This is a genomic window from Streptomyces sp. Sge12, from assembly GCF_002080455.1.
Lineage (GTDB): Bacteria > Actinomycetota > Actinomycetes > Streptomycetales > Streptomycetaceae > Streptomyces.
In genome coordinates, this window is the sequence record NZ_CP020555.1 from 6489415 (window position 1) to 6510536 (window position 21122).

The 21122-nt window shown below is 71.5% G+C and carries 19 protein-coding genes and 1 riboswitch; of the genes, 15 read left to right on the plus strand and 4 right to left on the minus strand.

Annotation, left to right across the window (positions count from 1 at the left end):
- Positions 1-4: 4 nt before the first annotated feature.
- Positions 5-904 carry an RNA polymerase sigma factor SigJ gene (gene sigJ, locus B6R96_RS29215; RefSeq protein ID WP_081524087.1) on the minus strand — a complete coding sequence of 300 codons (900 nt, stop codon included), beginning with the start codon at positions 902-904 and terminating at the stop codon, positions 5-7.
- Between the two features lie 124 nt (positions 905-1028).
- Positions 1029-3401 carry a chitinase C-terminal domain-containing protein gene (locus B6R96_RS29220; protein WP_081524088.1) on the minus strand — a complete coding sequence of 791 codons (2373 nt, stop codon included), beginning with the start codon at positions 3399-3401 and terminating at the stop codon, positions 1029-1031.
- 286 nt (positions 3402-3687) lie between these two features.
- Positions 3688-3818, plus strand: a riboswitch (FMN riboswitch).
- 215 nt (positions 3819-4033) lie between these two features.
- Between B6R96_RS29220 and ribD the strand changes: the two genes are divergently transcribed.
- From ribD to B6R96_RS29275, 11 genes are all read left to right on the plus strand, one after another.
- Positions 4034-5113: a bifunctional diaminohydroxyphosphoribosylaminopyrimidine deaminase/5-amino-6-(5-phosphoribosylamino)uracil reductase RibD gene (ribD, locus tag B6R96_RS29225; protein ID WP_237291712.1), complete on the plus strand. Its 1080-nt coding sequence runs from the start codon at positions 4034-4036 to the stop codon at positions 5111-5113.
- Complete coding sequence (locus B6R96_RS29230) at positions 5114-5737, plus strand: riboflavin synthase (protein ID WP_030388519.1); 624 nt, start codon at positions 5114-5116, stop codon at positions 5735-5737.
- Positions 5734-6387, plus strand: a complete 654-nt coding sequence (locus B6R96_RS29235; RefSeq protein WP_030388520.1) for a nicotinamide mononucleotide transporter family protein — start codon at positions 5734-5736, stop codon at positions 6385-6387. Before B6R96_RS29230 ends, B6R96_RS29235 begins: the two co-directional genes overlap by 4 nt.
- Entirely contained in the window at positions 6384-7673 is a 1290-nt protein-coding gene (locus B6R96_RS29240) for a bifunctional 3,4-dihydroxy-2-butanone-4-phosphate synthase/GTP cyclohydrolase II (protein WP_030388521.1), read from the plus strand. The genes B6R96_RS29235 and B6R96_RS29240 overlap by 4 nt, the downstream gene beginning before the upstream one ends.
- Before the next feature lie 97 nt (positions 7674-7770).
- Positions 7771-8256, plus strand: coding sequence for a 6,7-dimethyl-8-ribityllumazine synthase (gene ribH, locus B6R96_RS29245; protein WP_007262951.1), 486 nt, complete (start codon positions 7771-7773; stop codon positions 8254-8256).
- 35 nt (positions 8257-8291) lie between these two features.
- Positions 8292-8570 (plus strand): phosphoribosyl-ATP diphosphatase, encoded by a 279-nt coding sequence (locus tag B6R96_RS29250; protein ID WP_030388522.1) that lies wholly within the window; start codon positions 8292-8294, stop codon positions 8568-8570.
- Positions 8571-8625: 55 nt separating this feature from the next.
- Entirely contained in the window at positions 8626-9474 is an 849-nt protein-coding gene (gene hisG / locus B6R96_RS29255) for an ATP phosphoribosyltransferase (RefSeq protein ID WP_030388523.1), read from the plus strand.
- 73 nt (positions 9475-9547) lie between these two features.
- Positions 9548-10012 (plus strand): PH domain-containing protein, encoded by a 465-nt coding sequence (locus tag B6R96_RS29260; RefSeq protein WP_030388524.1) that lies wholly within the window; start codon positions 9548-9550, stop codon positions 10010-10012.
- A gap of 200 nt (positions 10013-10212) precedes the next feature.
- Positions 10213-11619: a hemolysin family protein gene (locus tag B6R96_RS29265; protein WP_078971903.1), complete on the plus strand. Its 1407-nt coding sequence runs from the start codon at positions 10213-10215 to the stop codon at positions 11617-11619.
- Positions 11616-12659, plus strand: a complete 1044-nt coding sequence (locus B6R96_RS29270; RefSeq protein ID WP_053702162.1) for a hemolysin family protein — start codon at positions 11616-11618, stop codon at positions 12657-12659. The genes B6R96_RS29265 and B6R96_RS29270 overlap by 4 nt, the downstream gene beginning before the upstream one ends.
- Before the next feature lie 215 nt (positions 12660-12874).
- On the plus strand, positions 12875-14686 hold the full coding sequence (locus tag B6R96_RS29275) for a hypothetical protein (protein ID WP_081524090.1): 1812 nt from the start codon (positions 12875-12877) through the stop codon (positions 14684-14686).
- A gap of 48 nt (positions 14687-14734) precedes the next feature.
- Here B6R96_RS29275 and B6R96_RS29280 read toward each other — a convergent pair whose 3' ends face one another.
- Together B6R96_RS29280 and B6R96_RS29285 are read right to left on the minus strand one after the other, a co-directional pair.
- Positions 14735-16654, minus strand: coding sequence for an AAA family ATPase (locus B6R96_RS29280; protein WP_053169649.1), 1920 nt, complete (start codon positions 16652-16654; stop codon positions 14735-14737).
- Between the two features lie 378 nt (positions 16655-17032).
- Positions 17033-17665, minus strand: a complete 633-nt coding sequence (locus B6R96_RS29285; RefSeq protein WP_030388529.1) for a uridine kinase family protein — start codon at positions 17663-17665, stop codon at positions 17033-17035.
- Between the two features lie 223 nt (positions 17666-17888).
- Here B6R96_RS29285 and B6R96_RS29290 point away from each other — a divergent pair, with 223 nt between their 5' ends.
- The 4 genes from B6R96_RS29290 to B6R96_RS29300 all read left to right on the plus strand — a co-directional run bounded on the left by B6R96_RS29290 (position 17889) and on the right by B6R96_RS29300 (position 21033).
- Positions 17889-19259 (plus strand): peptidase C39 family protein, encoded by a 1371-nt coding sequence (locus tag B6R96_RS29290; protein ID WP_081524091.1) that lies wholly within the window; start codon positions 17889-17891, stop codon positions 19257-19259.
- A 98-nt stretch (positions 19260-19357) separates the two neighbouring features.
- On the plus strand, positions 19358-19789 hold the full coding sequence (locus tag B6R96_RS29295; RefSeq protein ID WP_030388531.1) for an SPW repeat protein: 432 nt from the start codon (positions 19358-19360) through the stop codon (positions 19787-19789).
- 233 nt (positions 19790-20022) lie between these two features.
- Positions 20023-20175: an SCO1431 family membrane protein gene (locus B6R96_RS36995; protein ID WP_106977581.1), complete on the plus strand. Its 153-nt coding sequence runs from the start codon at positions 20023-20025 to the stop codon at positions 20173-20175.
- A 168-nt stretch (positions 20176-20343) separates the two neighbouring features.
- Complete coding sequence (locus tag B6R96_RS29300; RefSeq protein ID WP_053702166.1) at positions 20344-21033, plus strand: TetR/AcrR family transcriptional regulator; 690 nt, start codon at positions 20344-20346, stop codon at positions 21031-21033.
- Positions 21034-21122 lie beyond the last annotated feature (89 nt).

Genomic DNA, 21122 nt, shown 5'->3' on the forward strand with positions numbered 1-21122 from the left:
GCCCTCAGGAACGTGACAGCTGACGCTGGAGGAATTCCAGCTTCTCCGGGTTGAGTACCGTGCTGAGCCCGCTGACCAGCCCGTTCTCGAATTCCACCAGAAGTACGGCCGATCCGCCGAAGAGCAGTGCCGGCGCTCCGTTGACCTCCGCGCGGCTGACCGGCAGGTCCCCTGCGAACTTCTTGAGCACCCCGATCGCGAACCGGGCCACCTTGTCCCGCCCCAGGATCGGCCGCAGCGCCGCACCGACCACGCCGCCGCCGTCGGAGACGAACCGGACGTCGGCGGTCAGTAGCCCTTCCAGCCGGGCCAGGTCCCCGCCGCGCGCCGCCGTCATGAAGGTCTCCACGAGGCTCTGCCACCGTTCGGGGTCCGGCGCGGAGCGCCGCTCCTGCGCGGCCGCCCGGTCGGCGGCCACCCGGCCGGCCGCCCGCCGGTAGAGCTGCCGGCAGTTGACCTCGGTGAGGTCCAGGACGGCGGCGATCTCGCGGTGGCTGTAGGCGAAGGCCTCGCGCAGGACGTAGACGGCCCGCTCGACGGGGGTGAGCTGCTCCAGCAGCACCAGCAGGGCCATGGACACGCTGTCCCGCTGCTCCGCGGACTCCAGCGGGCCGAGTGTGCCGTCACCGGTGAGGACGGGCTCCGGCAGCCAGGGGCCGACGTACTCCTCGCGCCGGACCCGCGCCGAGGTGAGGGTGGTGAGGCACAGGTTCGTGACGACCTTGGCGAGCCAGGCGCCCGGGTGCTCTATGGCCGCGCGGTCCGCGGACGCCCAGCGCAGGTAGGCGTCCTGCACGGCGTCCTCGGCCTCCGCCGCGGAGCCGAGCATGCGGTAGGCGATGCCGAACATCCGGGGACGGTTCTCCTCGAAGTCCGCGTCGGACGCGGTGACGTGTGTGATCACCCGAGCAGCGTACGAGGCCGGGTTCCGCGGAACGTGCGAGGACCCGGTGGCCGCCGGGCCACCGGGTCCTCACGTTCGGTCAGCAATCACCGCATCGGGGAATCACGGGATCGGGCTCAGGGGGTCAGCAGGCGCCCTGGTCCTTCCAGACACCCCACTCGCCCGTGGTGCCGGGCTCCTCGTTCTGCGTCCACCACTGGGCCTTCCAGTTGCGGCCCTTGTGGGAGACGAGGTTGCCGCTGTTGTAGACCGTGCCCGCCACGTACGCCGGGTTGGTGCAGGTGCCGCCCGGAGGTGTGGTCGGCGGAGTCGTCGGAGGCGTGGTCGGGGGAGTGGTGGGCGGGGTGGTCGGGGGAGTCGTGGGCGGCTGGGTGGAGCCGGGCTGCACCAGCGTGGTGCCGCGCGCCAGGTCCCCCGCGAGGGCGTAGGTGGTGCCGGAGACGGTCACCGTCCAGTTCGAGGGGGTGGACACCGGCAGGTAGTAGTTGAACGCCAGGTCCACGGAGGCGCCCGGGGCCAGGGTCTGCCAGGCCGGGAGCTTCAGGGAGACCCGCTGGAAGTCGCCCTTCAGGCCGCCGACGTTGTTGCCGGTGTGGCCGCTGCTGATCACCGTGGTGCCGAAGCCGGACTGGTCGGAGGCGTTGTTCGGGGCCGAGGTGCCGTAGTCGAACCGGAACTCGGTGCCGCCGGGCAGCGTGGCGTTCGTGTTGTTGGTGATCTTCAGCTTCGGGGTGAGCGGGTAGTTGGAGTCGCCGAGCTTGAATTCGGTGAACTCGGTCTTGATGTCCACGGCCTGGGTCGGCAGGGCGGTGGCGCCCGCCTTCTTCGCCCCGTAGGGGGAGGCCGACTTGAACTTCTGGTACATCGTGTCGGTGAGCGTGTCGCCCATCTCGTACTGGCCCTTGGCCGCGTTGTACGCGTAGTCGCCCGCCAGCTCCCAGACCATCGTGCCGCCGATGCCCTTGTTGACCACGTAGTCGGCCTTGGCGGCCACCGACTGCTCGTCCTCCGTCGAGAGGAAGACCTTCTTCTGCGCGTTCCACAGCCACGGCGCCACCAGGGTGGAGTCGTACTTGCGGACGTAGCTGCCGGTCAGCGTGGTGTTCGCGGGGAAGCCGTACTTGGTGACGTAGTCGCCGACGACGCCCTTCTCCAGGTTCTTGGCGTGCCACATCGGGTTGGAGCCCGCCGGGGACTCGACCCCGTTGGTGTCCTTGTCGTGCCAGAGGTTGTCGATGCCGACCGCGCCGTCGCCGCACTTGGTCAGGCCGGCGCCGGCCGGGCAGGTGGTCGCGGGGGCCTTGCCCCACAGGCCGTCGGTGCCGCCCTGCACGTTCTTGAAGCCGCGGGTGTAGTAGGGCAGGCCGATGTTGATGCGGCCGCCCGGCATCGAGCCGCGGAAGTAGTGGTAGGCCCAGTCGGTGTTGAGGTAGCCGATGCCGCCGTACTGGGAGGTGGAGTAGACGCCGGCCGCGGCGAGTTCGCCGTCCTTGCCGTCGTCGAAGAGGGAGGCGTTGGGCCCGACGTACTCGTTCCAGGCGCCGTGCAGGTCGTAGGACATGATGTTGACGTAGTCCAGGTACTTCTGGACCTGGAAGGTCTCCATGCCGCGCAGCAGGTAGCCGGAGGAGGGGGCGGCGACGGAGAGCAGGTAGTGCTTGCCGTCGGCGGCGCCGGCGCGGTCGAGTTTCTCGCGCAGCGACTTCATCAGGGCCGCGTAGCCCTGGACCAGACCGGCGCGGCGGGCATTGGCCAGCTGCCAGTCCAGCGGGTTGCCGGCGTCCTTCATGGTGGTCGGGTACTCGTAGTCGATGTCGACGCCGTTGAACCCGTACGTGCGGATGAACTCGACCGAGGAGTCGGCGAAGGTGTCGATGCCGGCCTGGTTGACCGAGCCGTCGGCGTTCGTGGCCATCGAGTAGAAGCCGCCGGAGGCGACGCGGTTGCCGTCGTCGCCGAAGTAGCCGCCGGTCTCCGCCCAGCCGCCGACCGAGATCAGCGTCTTGACGTTCGGGTACTGCTTCTTGAACTTCGTCAGCTGGTTGAAGTGGCCCTTGTAGGGGAGGGCGGGGTCCATCTCGGCGCCCGCGACGCCGGGCCAGGTCATTCCTGTGGCGGCGTTGTTCACGCCGTTCGAGCCGACGGAGATCTTGTTGTCGGCGCCCACATGGGCGAAGGCGTAGTTCAGGTGGGTGACCTTGGACCACGGGATGTTGTTGGCGAGGTAGGCGGGGGTGCCGTCCTTGCCGGTGCGCCAGCCGGTGAAGTAGCCGATGACGCGACGCTGGTGGTCGGCGCCCATCTTCTCGCGGCCTTCGGAGTCGTAGACCGAGCAGTACGGGACGTCGACACCGGCGGTCTTGTACAGCCCGTCGGGGCGACAGCTCTCGTTGTCGGCCGCGTGCGAGACGCCCGCCGAGACTCCGCCCACCAGGAGTCCGGCGATTGCGGCGCCGGATGCCAGGAGCATCGCTCTCGTACGTGTGGGGGACGGCATTGTGCCTCCTGGGGAGGGGAGGATGCAGGACACAACTGGACACAACGTGAATCAACAGGGTTGGTGCACAAGCGTGTTGGCCCGTGATGTGCGCACATCCGACGGGCCGTTCCCGGGAGGATGAAGGGAACGTTAAGAGGACTAGACCACCTCGTCAATAGGTCTGGACCAACCCCGTCCCACTTGACAAAGTCCACACGGGTGGCGACGCGCTGTGAGCCAGGCCACACCACATCACCCGCATGGCGGGCGATCGCGCGTGGCAGACTGGCTGGAGTACCAGTAGCAGCGCACTCCGGGGTCGGTGTAATTCCGAACCGGCGGTTATAGTCCGCGACCCGTCCGCAGCCAGCGGCCGGTTGACCAGGTGAGATTCCTGGACCGACGGTTAAAGTCCGGATGGGAGGCAGTGCGCGGCGGGCCAGTCACCGGTACGCCGCCGTCGGCGGTTCGTCGGCATATCCCTGTGGATGTGCCCGGTCGAACCGTTTTTCCGGCCTCGGCGTCCCCCGTGCGCTGTACCGCTTCATCTGTCGTATCCCGACAGGCCCCGGAGTCCGTGCCCGATGAGGCAGGAGGACCCGGTGGCGACACACGCCGCGCACGCAGCACCCGACGCGGACACCCGTGCCATGCGCCGAGCCATCGAGCTCGCCGCCCGCGGACTCGGCTCCACCAGCCCCAACCCCGTCGTCGGCTGCGTCATCACCGACGCCTCCGGCGCCGTCGTCGGCGAAGGCTGGCACGAGCGGGCCGGCGGCCCGCACGCCGAGGTCCACGCCCTGCGCACCGCAGGCCCGGCGGCCCGCGGAGGCACCGCCTACGTCACCCTCGAACCCTGCAACCACACCGGCCGTACCGGGCCCTGCGCCCGCGCCCTCGCCGACGCCGGGATCGCCCGCGTGATCTACGCCGTCTCCGACCCGAACCCGCAGGCCAGCGGCGGCGCCGCCACCCTGCGCGCGGCCGGCGTCGACACCGCGGCCGGACTCCTCGCGGACGAGGCCGAGGAGGGCAACGCCGCCTGGCTGACCTCCGTACGCCTCGGCCGGCCGCACGTCACCTGGAAGTACGCCGCCACCCTCGACGGCCGCAGCGCCGCCGCCGACGGCAGCAGCCGCTGGATCACCTCCGCCGAGTCCCGCGCCGACGTCCACCGGCTGCGCGCCGAGAGCGACGCCGTCCTCGTGGGCGGCGGCACCCTGCGCGCCGACGACCCGCACCTCGCGGTCCGCGGCGTCGAAGGCGCCGTGCAGCCCCTGCGGATCGCCCTCGACACGCGCGCCACGATCGCCGCGACCGCCCGCATCCTCGACGACGCCGCGCCCACTCTGCTCGTCGTCGGCGAGGACGCCGACACCCGGCACCTGACCGGCGTCGAACTGCTCCGGCTGCCCCTGCACGACGGCCGCATCGACGTCCAGGACCTCCTCACCCGCCTGAACCTGCGCGGCGTGCGCTCCGTCCTGCTGGAAGGCGGGCCCACCCTGGCCGGCGCCTTCCTCGAGGCCGGCGCCGTCGACCGCGTCATCGGCTACCTCGCGCCCGCCCTGCTCGGCGCGGGCCCCGCGGCCCTCGCCGACGCCGGAATCAAGAACATCTCCGGCGCGTTGCGCCTCGACATCACCGAGGCCGTCCGCACCGGCCCCGATCTCCGCATCACCGCAGTCCCCGTCCCCGTCCCCGCCACCCCCGCCACCAAGGAGCACTGAGTGTTCACCGGAATCGTCGAAGAACTGGGCGAGGTCACCGCTGTCGAGCAGCTCGAGGAAGCCTCCCGCTTCCGGCTGCGCGGCCCCCTCGTCACCGAGGGCGCCAAGCACGGTGACTCCATCGCGGTCAACGGCGTCTGCCTGACCGTCGTGGAGACCGCGGACGGCGAGTTCACCGCCGACGTCATGCAGGAGACCCTGAACCGCTCCAGCCTCGGCGCCCTGGCCAAGGGCTCCCGGGTCAACCTGGAGCGCCCCATGGCCCTCGGCGGACGGCTCGGCGGCCACCTGGTCCAGGGCCACGTGGACGGCACCGGCGAGATCCTCTCCCGCACCCCCTCGGAGCACTGGGAGATCGTCAAGGTCGCCCTCCCCGCGAACCTCTCCCGCTACGTGGTCGAGAAGGGCTCCATCACGGTCGACGGCGTCAGCCTCACCGTGGTCGAGGCCGCCGCGGACTGGTTCACCATCAGCCTCATCCCCACCACCCTGGCGCTGACCACCCTCGGCCACAAGCAGAGCGGCGACCCCGTCAACCTGGAGGTCGACGTCCTCGCCAAGTACGTCGAACGCCTCCTGGCCGCCGGCGTGAACCCCCTGCACACGACGGGAGAAGCCCGGTGAATGCCCTGACCTGGCTCAACGCGGAGGCCTTCACCGTCTTCGGCCAGAAGGTCATCTGGTCCGACATGATCGGCAACCTGATGGGCCTCGCCGCGCTCGCCCTCGGCTGGCGCCGCTCCATATGGACCTGGCCCGCCCAGCTCCTCTCCGGCCTGATCCTCATCGCCGCCTACGCCTCCGCACACCTCGCCGGCGGCGTCGGCAAGCAGCTCCTCGTCATCGGCGTGGCCGTGTGGGGCTGGCGCGCCTGGCAGCTCGGCCGCCAGAAGGCCCAGGACGGCTCCATCGCCGTGCGCACCGCCACCTGGAAGGAGCGCGGGCTGCTCCTGGCCGGCGCGGCGCTCGGCACCCTCGCCGTCGGCGGCCTCTTCACGCTCTTCCCGAACCTCTCGTGGAGCCCGTGGGCCGACGCGTACATCTTCGTCGGCACCATCGTCGCGATGGTCGCCCAGGCCCGCGGCCTCGTCGAGTTCTGGTTCGCCTGGCTCCTCGTCGACCTGGTCGGCGTCCCGCTCGCCTTCAACAACGGACTGGCCTTCTCCGGCCTCGTCTACGTCGTCTACTTCGCCCTCGTGCTGTGGGGCGCCTACGACTGGTACCAGCGCTCCCGCACCACCCCCGCCCCGGCCCTGGAAGGAGCAACGGCATGACCAGCCTCAAGCCCGTGCCCGACATCCCCGAAGAGACCTTCCGCCTCGACCCCGTCGAGCAGGCCATCCGCGACATCGCGGCGGGCCGCCCCATCGTCGTCGTCGACGACGAGGACCGCGAGAACGAGGGCGACCTCGTCATCGCCGCCGAGAAGGCCACCCCCGAGATCATCGCGTTCATGATGAGCGAGTGCCGCGGCCTGATCTGCGCCCCCATGGAGGGCGCCGAGCTGGACCGGCTCGAGCTCCCCCAGATGGTCCAGAACAACACCGAGTCGATGAAGACCGCCTTCACCGTCTCCGTCGACGCGAGCGCCGCCCACGGCGTCTCCACCGGCATCTCGGCCGCCGACCGCGCCACCACCCTGCGCCTGCTCGCCGACGGGGTCTCCGAGCCCGGCGACTTCGTCCGCCCCGGCCACGTCTTCCCGCTGCGCGCCAAGCCCGGCGGCGTCCTGGTCCGCAACGGCCACACCGAGGCCGCCGTCGACCTGGCCCGCCTCGCGGGCCTGCGCCCGGCCGGCGCCATCGTGGAGATCGCCGGCGAGGACGGCGTCATGCTGCGCCTGCCCGAGCTGATCCCCTTCGCCCGCAAGCACGGCCTGACGATCATCTCCATCGAGGACCTGATCGCCTACCGCCGCTCCGCCGAGCCCACCGTGCGCCGCGAGGCCGAGGTCAGCCTGCCGACCGCCTTCGGCGAGTTCACGGCCTACGGCTACCGCTCCACGGTCGACGGCGTCGAGCACGTCGCCCTCGTCCACGGCGAGATCGGCGACGGCTCCGACATCCTCGTCCGCATGCACTCCGAGTGCCTGACCGGCGACATCTTCGCTTCGCAGCGCTGCGACTGCGGCCCCCAGCTGCACGCCTCCATGGAACGCATCAACGCCGAGGGCCGCGGCATCGTCGTCTACCTGCGCGGCCACGAGGGCCGCGGCATCGGACTCCTGTCCAAGCTGCGCGCGTACGAGCTCCAGGAGCGCGGCCGTGACACCCTCGACGCCAACCTGGAGCTCGGCCTGCCCGCCGACGCTCGCGACTACGGCGCCGGCGCCCAGATCCTCGCCGACCTCGGCGTGCACGGCGTCCGCCTGATGACCAACAACCCCGAGAAGTCCGACGCCCTCGTCCGGCACGGCATCGCGGTCACCAGCCGCGAGCCGATGCCGATGGAGGCCGGCGAGCACAACCTGCGGTACCTGCGCACCAAGCGGGACCGGATGGGCCACGACCTGCCCTGGCTGGACGGGCCCGTCACCACCTCCGCCTGCGGCAACCAGTAGGCACGCACCACCACCCGGACGCATGTCCACCACCGGTTTCCACCACCGGTTTCCACCACCGGTCATCCACCGACACGAACCACCGAGGAGCAGAGCTGTGAGCGGCAAGGGCGCACCCGAACTGAGCGTGAAGAACTGCGGAGACCTCCGAGTCGCCGTGATCGCGGCCCAGTGGCACGAGAAGGTCATGGACGGACTGGTCGACGGGGCCCTGCGGGCCCTGCACGAGCTGGGCATCGACGAGCCCACCCTGCTCCGGGTCCCCGGCAGCTTCGAGCTCCCGGTCGTGGCGAAGGTACTGGCCGGTCGCGGTTACGATGCCATCGTCGCCCTCGGAGTGGTCATCCGCGGCGGCACCCCGCACTTCGACTACGTCTGCCAGGGCGTCACCCAGGGCCTGGTACAGGTGTCGATCGACACCGGAGTCCCCGTCGGCTTCGGCGTACTGACCTGCGACAACGACGAGCAGGCGCTGGACCGCGCCGGCCTCGAAGGGTCGAATGAGGACAAGGGGCACGAAGCGGTCACCGCCGCCGTCTCCACCGCCATGACCCTGCGGACCGTCAGCGAACCCTGGCGCTGAGTGGCGCGGGGGAACCCCGTATTCTGAGGACCATCATGGCGAACGAATCCTCCAAGACCTTCGAAGAGCTCTTCACCGAGCTCCAGGCCAAGGCCAACGGCGACCCCAGCACCTCTCGCACCGCCGAGCTCGTCGACAAGGGCGTCCATGCCATCGGCAAGAAGGTCGTCGAGGAGGCCGCCGAGGTCTGGATGGCCGCCGAATACGAAGGCAAGGAAGCCGCCGCCGAGGAGATCTCCCAGCTGCTCTACCACGTCCAGGTGATGATGGTGGCGCGCGGGATCTCCCTCGACGACGTCTACGCGCACCTCTGAGCCAGGCACGCACACCCCGCCCGCAATCCCGTATCCACGCACCAAAGGAAGCCCCATGCTGCGCATCGCCGTCCCCAACAAGGGTTCACTCTCCGGACCGGCGTCGGCGATGCTCCATGAGGCCGGCTACCGGATGCGCAAGGAGTCCAAGGAGCTCGTGGTCGTCGACCCCGAGAACGAGGTGGAGTTCTTCTACCTCCGCCCCAAGGACATCGCCATCTACGTCTCCTCCGGCAAGCTCGACATCGGCATCACCGGCCGCGACCTGCTGCTCGACTCCGGCGCCAGCGCCGAGGAGATCCTCCCGCTGAACTTCGGGCGCTCCACCTTCCGCTACGCCACCAAGCCCGGCACCGCGAAGGGCCCCGAGGACTTCACCGGGATGACGATCGCGACCTCGTACGAGGGAATCGTCGCCAAGCACCTCGCCGAGCAGGGCATCGACGCCTCCGTCGTCCACCTCGACGGAGCCGTCGAGACCGCGATCCAGCTCGGCGTGGCGCAGATCATCGCGGACGTCGTCGAGACCGGCACCAGCCTGCGCAACGCCGGTCTGGAGATCATCGGCGAGCCGATCATGACCTCCGAGGCCGTCGTCATCCGCAGCAACGCCTCCGACCCCGAGGACCCGCGCGCCCAGCAGTTCCTGCGCCGCCTGCAGGGCGTCCTGGTGGCCCGCAGCTACGTGATGATGGACTACGACTGCCGCGCCGAGCACCTGGAGCGCGCGGTCGCCCTCACCCCCGGCCTGGAGTCGCCGACCGTCTCCCCGCTGCACAATGAGGGCTGGGTCGCCGTCCGCGCGATGGTCCCCGCCAAGGAAGCCCAGCGGATCATGGACGACCTGTACGAGCTCGGCGCGCGCGCGATCCTCACCACCTCCATCCACGCCTGCCGCCTCTAGGAAGGGCCCGGCGTGCCGCCACCCGGCACGCCGACCGCCCGACCCGCACGTCACCTCCAGAAGGCAACGCACCATGGCCGAGTCCGCCGCCCAGCCCGTCACGCCCGCCCTGCCGGTCACCTTCCGGCCGACCCGCACCCGGGTCGTCCTGCTGGGCGTCGGCCTCGCCATGTTCACCACCATCACGGCCATCGCCCTGCTGCTGGAGAACCTCAGCCCCGGCGAGCGGATCAGCTTCGTCTTCACCGCCGTCCTGCTGAGCTCCGTACTCGTCCTGCTCAGCCGCCCCAAGGTGGTCGCGGACGAGAGCGGCGTCACCGTCGTCAACCTGACCACCACCCGGCGCCTGGAGTGGGCCCAGATCCTGCGGGTCAACCTCCGCCCCGGCGACCCGTGGGTCTTCCTCGACCTCAGCGACGGCACCAGCCTGCCCGTCCTCGGCATCCAGCCGGGCGTGGCCAAGCAGCAGGCGATCGGCGACGCACGCGCCCTGCGCGCCCTGGCCGAGGCGCGCGGAACGGGCGGACACGACCACTGAGTCGGCCGATCCTCGTGGCTGCGTACCGTTGCGGCCGGGATCTCAATGACTACCCTGGTGGCGGGGCGCAGCTGTGCGCCCTCCCACCGGCCCCGGGACCTCGTGGCCCGTGGGCACCTGCGACTTGAGGAGTGACTCCCTCCAGCAATGGACGGATCGTCCGGTAGTACCCGCGCCGCCCTCCCCCCGGAGGCGGCGGCATGACCATCCCGCTACTTCTGCTCGCGGCGGCCTTCGCCCTCATCCTCGCCAACGGGTTCTTCGTGGCCGCCGAATTCGGCCTCGTCACCGTGGAGCGGGCCGAGGCCGAACGCGCCGCAGCCGACGGTGACCGCCGTGCCCGCACGGTGGTCAAGGCCCTGCGGGAGCTGTCCTTCCAGCTCTCCGGCACCCAGCTCGGCATCACCATCACCTCCCTCGTGGTCGGCATGCTCGCCGAGCCCGCCCTCGCCGCACTGCTGGCCGGGCCGCTCACCGCGACCGGCCTCCCCGAGGGAGCCGTCTCCGGCGTCGCCGTCGTCATCGGCATGCTGCTCGCCTCCGCCGTCCAGATGGTCGTCGGCGAGCTCGTCCCGAAGAACTGGGCGGTCTCCCGGCCGCTCCAGGTGGCCCGCTTCGTCGCCGGCCCCCAGCACGCCTTCTCCCGGGCCTTCCGACCGGTGATCGCCGGCCTCAACGCCGTCGCCAACCGCCTCGTACGGCTCCTCGGCGTGGAACCCGCCGACGAGATGGCCTCCGCCCGGACCCCCGGCGAACTGGTCTCCCTCGTCCGCCATTCGGCCCAGGCCGGCGCCCTCGAACAGGACACCGCCGACCTCTTCGTACGGACCCTCTCGCTGGGCGAGCTCACGGCCCAGCACGTCATGACCCCCCGGGTGAAGGTCAGCGCCCTGATGCACACGGCCACCGCGGCCGACGTGCTCAACCTGACCCGCGCCACGGGCCTGTCCCGGTTCCCGGTCTACCGCGACCGCATCGACGAGATCACCGGCGTGGTCCACCTCAAGGACGCCCTCGCCGTGCCCGAGTCGGAGCGCGACCGCACGAGCGTGAGCCGGATCTGCGTCGCCCCGCTGCTGGTGCCCGGCTCCCTGCCGGTGCAGCCGCTGCTGGAGCGGCTGCGCAGCGAGCAGCCGATGGCCGTCGTCGTCGACGAGTACGGCGGCACCGCCGGAGTCGTCACGCTGGAGGACATCGTGGAGGAGCTCGTCGGCGAGGTCCGCGACGAGCACGACTTCGCCGAGGACGACAGCCCCGAACTGGCCGCCGTACCGGCGGAGGACGGCCGCCCCTCCTGGGAGGCCGACGGCAGCTGCCGGGTGCAGACCCTGCGCCGGATAGGCCTCGAAGTGCCCGAGGGGCCGTACGAGACCGTCGCCGGGCTCGTCGCCGACCTCCTCGGCCGGATCCCCGCCCCCGGGGACCGGGCCGAGCTCCCCGGCTGGAAGCTGTCCGTCCGCCGCGTCGGCCGCAACCGCGCCGAGCGCGTCCGGCTGGTCCGGCTCGCGGCGGTACCCGCGGCCGGTACGTACCGGCCGGCTCCCGGAACCGGCGGCGCGGCCGCGCTCGAACCCGAGCGGGCCGAGCTGGAAGGCGCCGCCCGATGAACGCGCTCCAGCTCCTCTTCGCCCTGCTGCTGGTCCTCGCCAACGGCTTCTTCGTCGGCGCCGAGTTCGCACTCGTCTCCGTACGGCGCAGCCAGATCGAGCCCCTCGCCGCAGAGTCCAAGCGAGCCCGCCAGGTCCTCCACGGCCTGGAGAACCTGCCCCGCATGATGGCCGCGGCGCAGTTCGGCATCACCATCTGCTCGCTCACCCTCGGCGCGGTCGCCGAGCCCACCGTGGCCCGGCTGCTGGAGCCCGTCTTCCACGCCGTCCACGTACCGCAGGGCCTCATCCACCCCCTCGGCTACGCGTTCGCGCTCAGCGCCGTGGTCTTCCTGCACCTGGTGATCGGCGAGATGGTGCCGAAGAATCTGGCCATGGCCGCCCCCGAGAAGACCGCCCTGTGGTTCAGCCCCGGCCTGGTCGCCTTCGCCCGCCTCTGCGGGCCGGTCACCACCGCGCTCGGCGCCTGCGCCAAGCTGGTCCTGAAGCTCTTCAAGGTGGAGCCCAAGGACGAGGTCGAGGCCGTCTACACCTCCGCCCAGCTGGGCCGGCTCCTCAAGGACTCCCGGCAGGCCGGGCTCCTGGAGCCGGTCGAGCAGGAGCGGCTGGAGGACGCACTGGAACTGGGCAGCCGCCCCGTCACCGACGTCCTCCTCGGCCCGGACCGGCTGGTCACGGTCGGCCCGGAGGTGACCCCGCGCCAGATCGAGCAGCTCACCGTGCGGACCGGGTACTCCCGCTTCCCCGTCCGCGCGGAGAGCGGCGCCTTCATGGGCTACCTGCACGTCAAGGACGTACTGGACCTGGAGGACCGGGAGCGGGCCGTGCCCCAGCGGGTCTGGCGCCGGATGACCACCCTGTCGGCGACCCTTCCGCTCGACGACGCCCTCAGCGTGATGCGGCGCGACGCCACCCACCTGGCCCAGGTCGCCGACCAGGGCGGACGGGTCCTGGGCCTGGTCGCCATGGAGGACGTCCTGGAAATGCTGGTCGGCGAAGTCCGCGACCCGTCCCACCGCCCGGCGTTCGCCCGCCTGTAGCCGCCCGGTCGATCCGCCCCCGGCCGCCCGGTTGGACTTCACGGGCAGCGGCACGGAAGACTACGGCGTCGGCCCTACCAGGCCCCGCCCGCTCGACCAGCAGGTCGGCGGGCGGGGCCTGGTGTCGGTTTGCCGGCGCGTCCCGCCGGCCTCGCTCGTCCCGTCGAGCAAGGCCCGACCTGCAACAGAGCGCCGCTTCACGGAAGCGATGTGACATGACGGAGTTAGCACCGAAGTACGTCGTCGCCCCCTCCCCTACGTCGGACGGCGCCAGAGGCGCCTCGTCCGGCGGGACGTCGACAGCCGGCCCGGTCGGCCGCTTCGACCGCTGGACGGAGAAGCGCTGGTTCCTTCCGCTGGGGGAGGCCGTGGCCAGCGTCGCCGTCGCCCTCGGGTTCATACTGCTGTGCACCCGCATCGACGTCGACCCCGTCAGCCGGATCGGCCAGGTCAGCGGCCTCGCCAAGGTCCAGCAGTACGTGGCGCTGATCGGCCTCCCCGTCCTCGCGCTGCTGCTCCTCCTCGCCCACCGGGGCACGCTGCGCCACTACCGGGTCGCGCAGCGGCTGGTGTGCGCGGCCCTCGTGGGCCTGGCCACCGGTATCGTCGCGGGCGGCACGGCCGTCGCCCTGAACGGCACACCGTGGGGCCTCGGCGGCCAGGAGGGCGACCCCGGCGTCCTCATGGGCATGGCCAACGACATGATGCGCCACAAGAGCCTGCCGGGGGTCTACCCCCCGCTGTTCCCCGCTCTGCTCGCGCTCTGGGCCAAGGCATTCCACCACGGCATCGCCGGTGTGGGCCACGCCCTCAAGGACCTGCAGCTGATCCTCAGTGCACTCGTCGGCCCGATGGCCTACCTCGCGTGGCGCATGCTGCTGCGCCCGTTCTGGGCGATGGCGATCGCGGTGCCCGCCTCGCTCGTCTTCCTCGACCCGATCCGCCCGTACAGCCACGGCTCCATGCTCGTCCTGCTGCCGCTGCTCGCGGCCTGCTTCCGTGAGGTCCGCCGTGCCGAGCAGCTCCCGACCCGTTCGCTGGTGCTGCGCGGCCTCGGCTTCGGCACCGCCTTCGGCGTGATGTTCCTCTGGTACTCGGGCTGGTACCTCTGGGCCGCGCCCGGTGCGTTCGTCCTCGGCCTGCTGCTGTTCCCGTGGCGCAGGGGCCGGGTCGCGATCAAGCGTGCGCTGATCCTCCTCGGCACCGTACTGGTCACCGCCGCCGTGATCGGCGCGCCGCTGCTGTACCAGCTGGTCCGAATCGGCGCCACGACGAAGGACCGCTACGCGTACATCAACACCTACCTCGACCCCGCCTACGTGCTGGGCTGGGCGTCCGACCGCACCGGCGAACTGAGTTACCACAACTTCCCCGCGTCGGGCGAGCTGGCCGGCCAGACCGGCTTCGGAATCCTGCTGCTCCTGGGCGTGGGCATCGGCGTGGGCCTCGGCCTGCGCAACCTCCTGGTCCGCACCGCGGGCTTCGTCCTGGCCGGCGCCTGGCTGTTGCGCTTCCACTTCGCCTCCCGGATGGAGCAGACCCAGGCCGTCCAGCTGTACCCGCGCACCACGTGGATCATCTTCTACTGCCTGATCGTCCTGGCCGTCCTCGGCGTGATACTGACGTACGAGCGCGTCTTCGGCTGGATCCGCGGCACGCTGGAGGAGGTCGCTCCGGACCGGGCCGCCCGGATCTCGCCGCGCGTGATGTCCCGGCTGACCGCAGGCCTGATCTGCGCGATCGCGCTCTTCGCCACCATGGGCGGCTCATGGTCGGCCAACCGCTTCATGCCGTCCACCAACCCGGGCGTCGAGGACATGGGCCTGGACGCGCTCCGCGCCCACATGCAGCAGCTCGACAACGGAAAATGCCCCGAGTACTCCCCGTACAAGGGCAAGCAGGCCTGCCGGCCGATCAACATGAAGCTGTCCGCGTACGCCTTCGTGCCGGACCGGCCGCACCTCTGGTGCGCCAACACGGGCACCGCGGAGTACCAGCTCGTCTGCGGCCGCGGCTCGAAGCACTGACGGCGGGGTCCGCCGGGTTCGCCGGCTCCGCGAGGAGGCGGCGGACCGCTACAGGGGCGGCGGATCGGGCCGTTCCTGGGGGCCGCGGCCCGAAAGGACCTCCCCGTACGCCTGCATCAGGTCCGGCAGCCGGAGCGTGGCCAGGTCGTCCCGCGACGGCTCACCCGCGAAGCCGGCCAGCCGCAGGTCCCGGTACGCGCAGCTCTTCTCGTACAGGGTCCGCAAGAACCGGCCGTTGCCGAGCTCGTCGATCCAGCCCTGCTCGACCACGTGCCCGCTGATGCTGCGCAGCTCCTCCAGCGCCTCCTCGTCCCAGTGGTCCCCGTTCGCGTCCGCCAGCACCCCGCCGATCGCCGTCAGTTCCGGCGGCCGGTAGCTGGGGAAGTCCACCCGGGTGGTGAAGCGCGAGGACAGCCCCGGATTGGCGGCGAGCAGCCGGTCCATCCCGGCCGGGTAGCCCGCCAGGATCACCACCAGGTGGTCGCGGTTGTCCTCGGCCCGCTTCAGGAGCACCTGGAGGGCCTCGTCGCCGTACGCGTCGCCCTTGCTGTAGCCCGAGTTGGACAGCGAGTACGCCTCGTCCACGAACAGCACCCCGCCGATCGCCGAATCGATCAGCTCGTTCGCCTTCACCGCGGTCTGCCCGAGGAACTCGCCCACCAGATCGGCCCGCTGGGCCTCCACCAGATGATCACCGCCGAGCAGGCCCAGCGCGTAGAAGACCCGGCCCAGGATCCTGGCGACCGTCGTCTTGCCCGTACCGGAGGGCCCGGAGAACACGAAGTGCCGTTTCGGCGGCTGCACCGGCAGCCCCTGGCCCGCCCTCAGCCGCGCCATGTGCAGCTGGGCCGAGAGCGCCTTCACCTGCCGCTTGACCGGCTCCAGGCCCACCATCCGCTCCAGCTCCGCCAGGGCCTCGGCGAGAGCCGCCGGATCCGCCGGCCCGGCCGGCAGCCCCTCGGCCGCGCCCTGCGGCGGGACGGGCACCTTGCGCCGCGCCCCCTCCACCCGCCCCGTCGGGGGAGGGGGTGGAGCCAGCGGATCCGGCTCCACCTGGCCGTCCGCCGCGATGTCCTGGACGGGCCCGCCGCCCAGCGCGACCGCCGCGAAGTCCCCGCCGGCCGGGGCCGGGCCGTGCCCGGCGTAGCCCCCGTACCCGGCGTACCCGGCCAGGCCCGCCAGATCGGCCACGCCGTCCGTGTCGTCGCCGTCCTCGATGGCCGTCAGCCGGGCCGCGGTGTCCATGAACGAGGGGTCCACCCGGTGCACCGCCCGGTACAGCGGCAGGGCCGCCGCCGAGCGCCCGGTGCCCTCCCGCGCCCGCGCCAGCCAGTACCGCAGCTCCTTGCGCTGGGGCTGCTCGCTGCGGCACCGCATCAGCGCCGCCGCCAGCATCGGCTCCGCCTGCCCGTACATCTCCAGCCGGACCCGCGCCATCCCGCCGAACAGCCCGGCCTCGATGCCCAGCAGCGGATCGTGCACCAGCGGCTCGGTGTGCCGGACCAGCTGCTCCCAGTCCTTGACCAGATACGCGCGGCAGGCGTGCAGGAACCGCACCTGCGCGTCGGTGTCCACCGGCGGCAGCGCGGCCAGCGCCTGGTCCAGCTCCGGCACATGGCGGCCGTCCAGCCAGTGCGAGGCGTGGGCGAGGAGCAGGTCCCGCCGGCTCTCCAGCACCGGCTGCACCCACCACCCCAGCCAGTACCAGGAGTTCAGCGTTCGCCGGTGCCGGGCGCGCTGCTCGCCGAACCGGTCCCGGTGGGCGTACATGCGAAGTAACGCGTTGCCGGTGTCGACCCGGAGCGCGTGCAGGCCCAGCCAGGCGTCGGCCATGGAGGGGTCGAGTCGTACGGCCGCCCGGAACTCCTCCTCGGCCTGCGGATAGGCGCCCATCGTGCAGGCGTCGACCCCGCGGAGCCAGGCGAGTTCGGCCGGGGCGTGCATGCTGCCCGGCGTGCCGAAATCCATCACGTCCCCCACAAGCCTGCCCCCGTGGTGCGCGGCAACCCCTGTGACGAGCACATGAGTTGCCCACTGCGCCGATGAAATCAGGGCTGCATCGTACCCGCGGTCACGCACCTTACGTAGGGCGCGACGGGCCCGGTTCCGGCGTGCGCCCCTCGGGCGTCCGGTGACTCAGGGTGAATGATCGGGGCGGATCCGCCCCGTGCGACACCGCGGGGGAGGGGGTCGCGGGCAGAACGAAGCCCCCGATCACGGGGGAACAATCGGGGGCTTCGTGTCCGCGCCGGCCTGTGAAGGCCTCGCATTGAGAACGTAAGGCCGGTGCGGGCCCCGGGTCAAGCGGGTCGGCCGGGGCTCGGCGGCGCCGGATTCCGGGGCCGTTCAGGCCCGGGGGAGTTCGTCACGCGCAGTGACGGAAGTGGAGGTTCCCGCCGTCGCTCGGGTCCCGGAAGACCACTCGTATCCCGTACCGCTCTGGCGTACCAGGGTGTCGGCGAAGGGGCGCGAAGGGTCGTTGGAGAAGTGCGCGCGCTCCGCGCGCTCCCATCCGTCCCAGAAGTCGGAAAGTTCACGCCCGTCCCGGTTTCGCCCCCGCTGCCAGGACTCCTCGCGGGGCGTCTCCATCCACAGGAGCCGCGCCAGACGCGGGCGCAACGCCCGCCGCCCGGCCCCGACCCCCTCCACCAGCAAGACCGGTACCGGCTCCAGCACCCGCTCCGGCCCGAAGCGGCGCTCCACCCAGTCGTACGGGGCCCAGTGCGCGGGCCGGCCGGCGGCGAGCGGCTCCAGCACCTGCGCGCGCAGCCGCTCCTCCCAGCCGAACGGCTCCGCATGGGTGGCCACGTCGTCCAGGTGCAGCACGGGCGCCCCCAGCAGCTCGGCGAGCCGTCCCGCGAAGGTGCTCTTCCCGGACCCCGCGTGCCCGTCGATCCCGATCAGGCGTACCGGGCCGAGCGAGGGCGCCGCGGCCGCGAGCTCCCGTGCGAGTGACTCAAGTGACTGCTGTGGCTCCACCCGACCAGCGTAGACAAGCCCGACACGAGCCGTGGCTTCGGGCCGCCGACGCCGGGAACTGGAAGGGTGATGCCACCCACGTGCCGTCCACGTGCCCAAGACGAGACGCCCACGAGCCGCCCCACGAGCCGCCCACGAGACGCCCACGAGCCGCCCACGCCGAAGACGCCCACGAGCCGCCGAAGTGCCACCGGAACGCCGACCCACCCTGGGGGAACCCGCGATGACCGAACCCACGCCGCGCAGGGCCGTACTCGTCGCCGCACTGGCGGTCGCCGCCGCGGCCACCGCCGCCACCGTCCCCGGCGGCAGCGCCTCGGCGGCCACCCCCGCGGCGCCACGGGTGCCGGGCCCCACCGTCGACAACCGCTTCTGGTACTCCTACGCCCACTGGCTCGCCGGCACCCACCGGGGCACCACCGCCGTCGGCGGCTCCCGCCCCGGCCTGGAGATCGCGGCGGCCGTCGGCCGCACCGAGTACGCCGACCCGCACACCGGGCGCAAGGCCACCTGGGAGTACGCCACCTGGACCTCCCCGGTGCACCGCTCCGGCGTGCCCGCCACCGAGGCGATCGCCTCCTGGAACGCCCGTACCCCGGCCGGTACCTGGATCCAGATCGAACTGCGCGGCACCTACACCGACGGCACGACCACCCCCTGGTACGTGATGGGCCGCTGGGCCTCGGGCGACGGCGACATCCGCCGCACCTCGGTGGACGGCCAGACCGACGGAAGGTCCACGGTCTGGACCGACACCCTGGCCCTCGACAGCCCGGCCGCGGCCGCCGGCCTGCGGATCGCGGCCTGGCAGCTCCGGCTCACCCTCCACCGGCGCCCGGGCGCCGGCCGCGGACCCACCGTATGGCTCGCGGGCGCCATGGTCTCCGACGTGCCGGACCGCTTCACCGTCACCCCCTCCGCGCCCTCCGCCCGTACCGCGCACGAGCTGAAGGTCCCGCGCTACTCGCAGGAGATCCACGCCGGCCAGTACCCCGAGTACGACAACGGGGGCGAGGCCTGGTGCAGCCCCACCTCCTCCCAGATGATCATCGAGTACTGGGGCGGCAAGGCCGCCCCCTCCTCCCTGACCTGGGTCAATCCGGGGTACGCCGACCCGCAGGTCTGCCACGCGGCCCGCTCCACCTACGACGCCGCATACAAGGGCTGCGGCAACTGGCCCTTCAACGCCGCCTACGCCGCCACCTATCGCGGCCTCGCCGGAGTCGTCACCCGCCTCACCTCCCTGGCCGACCTGGAGACCCTGGTCCGGGCCGGCCTCCCGGCCATCACCTCCCAGTCCTTCCGCCCGGACGAACTCACGGGCGCGGGCTACGGCACCGCCGGCCACCTGATGACCGTCATCGGCTTCACCGCGGCCGGGGACGTGATCGCCAACGACCCCAACTCGCCCGACAACCCCGCAGTGCGCCGCGTCTACCGGCGCGCCGAGTGGGAGAACATCTGGCTGCGCACCAAGCGCACGGGCGTCTCCGGCAAGGTCACCTCGGGCTCCGGGGGCATCTGTTACCTCTACGCCCCGGCCCTCCCGAACCGGGCGCAGATCCGCGCGCTGCGGGCGGTGGGGGTGCTGTGAGGGGGCCGCGAAATTCCCCGTTGACCAAGCGGCACGGGTAAGCGGAACATAGTGGGGTAAATGGCACATAAAGGCTTCTCAGTAGGAGGCGGCCAGCCATGACCACCCATCCCAGCATCGAACACCACCCCGACCTCGCCGAGATGCGCACCCGGTTCGAGCGGGTGACCAGCACCCCCCGCGCGCAGGCCGTCGAAGCGCTGGCCCTGATCACGGGCCTGTACCTGGCCGCCTCGCCGTGGATCGCAGGATTCAGCGACCTCACCCCGCTGGCGATCAACAACCTGATAGCCGGCCTGGCCTTCTGCCTGTGCATGGGCGGTCTGGGCTCCGCCTACGAGCGCACCCACGCGATGGCGTGGACGGCGGTCGCCCTCGGTGCGTGGACGATCATCGCCCCGTGGGCCATCGCCGGCGAGATGGACACGACGCGAACGGTGGTCAGCAATGTGATCGCCGGAGGTCTCGCCCTGTGCCTCGGCCTCGCGATGGCCGCCATGGCGGGCCGCAACCGCGAGTCCCGCGTCTGACCGGGGGCCGGAGGAAGCGCCGGAGCAGGGCGCCGGAAGCCGGATGCGTGAGCGTGCCGGGTCCCGACCGAGGAGGCCGGGACCCGGCCGTCTGCCGTCCCGGCCCCGTGGCCGCCCTGTCTGCCGGTCTGTCTGCCTGTCCGCCTTTGGCTGCCTCTGTCGGTGTTTGCGTGACGCATGCCACCCATGGCGTATCTACCGTGAAAGCCGCGAACGCTGGCACATTGGACACCATGACTGCCGACAGCGCCGCCCCCACCGCCGCCCCCCGGAACCTCGTCCGTACCGGAGGTCCCAAGGACGACTCCTCCTGGCTGGAGCACGTGCTCGGCTGGACCCTCGTGGTCGTCGTCGCCATGTTCGTCACCCAGATCGGCTGGCTCTGAGCCCCTCCCGGCCCTCCGGGATCACGAGGCCGCAAGCCGCAGCCCGTCGCTGACGGCTGATCCTCCCGTACGTCGTGCGGTGCGCAGGGGGAGTGCGAAAAAAAGGGCTCGGCACACAGGTCTGCCATACTGCGGGCACTCTGTGGCAGTTCGAGGCTAGGGCTGAATTTGAATAATAGTCAACAGCGTGGAGCGACCGGCCGATCCCAGGTACGCAAGGCCGAACTCATAGCCACCGGGCGCAAGTTGTTCGCCGACACCTCGTACGACGCGCTCTCCATGGACGACATCGCCAAACAGGCGGGCGTCGCCAAGGGGTTGATCTACTACTACTTCACCAGCAAGCGCGGCTACTACCTCGCCATCGTCGAGGACTCCCTGGCTGAACTCGTCGCCCGCGCCGGCGGCGACACCGACCTCCCCGGCGTGGAGCGGGTCCGCCGCACCATCGACGGCTACCTCCACTACGCCGAGCACCACCACGCCGCCTACCGCACGATCGTCACCGGCGGCGTCGGATCCGACGCCGAGGTGCTCGCCATCCGCGACTCCGTCCGCGAGGAGCTCGTCGCCACGATCGCCGAAGGCGCCTACGGACGCCGCACCCTCCCGCCGATCGCCCGCCTCGCCCTCGTGGGCTGGCTCTCCGCGGTCGAAGGGACCACCCTGGACTGGACAGGCGCACTGGGCGCCCCGGACCAGCCCGACCGCACCGCGCTCGGAGCCCTGCTGGTGCGCCAGCTGCGCGCGACACTGACAGTGATCGAGGAGTTCGTCCCGGAGTGTCCGGCACCTCCCACAGCCGAGGAGCCGTCCGACCGGCGAGGTGATCTTGCACCGGTGACGGGAAGCCCCTGATCGGGCATACTCAACCCGCCGCAGCCTCTGAACAGCCCCTTCCGTGATCCGGGAGGGCAACATCGGCTGTGGGAATACCGAGACCCGGC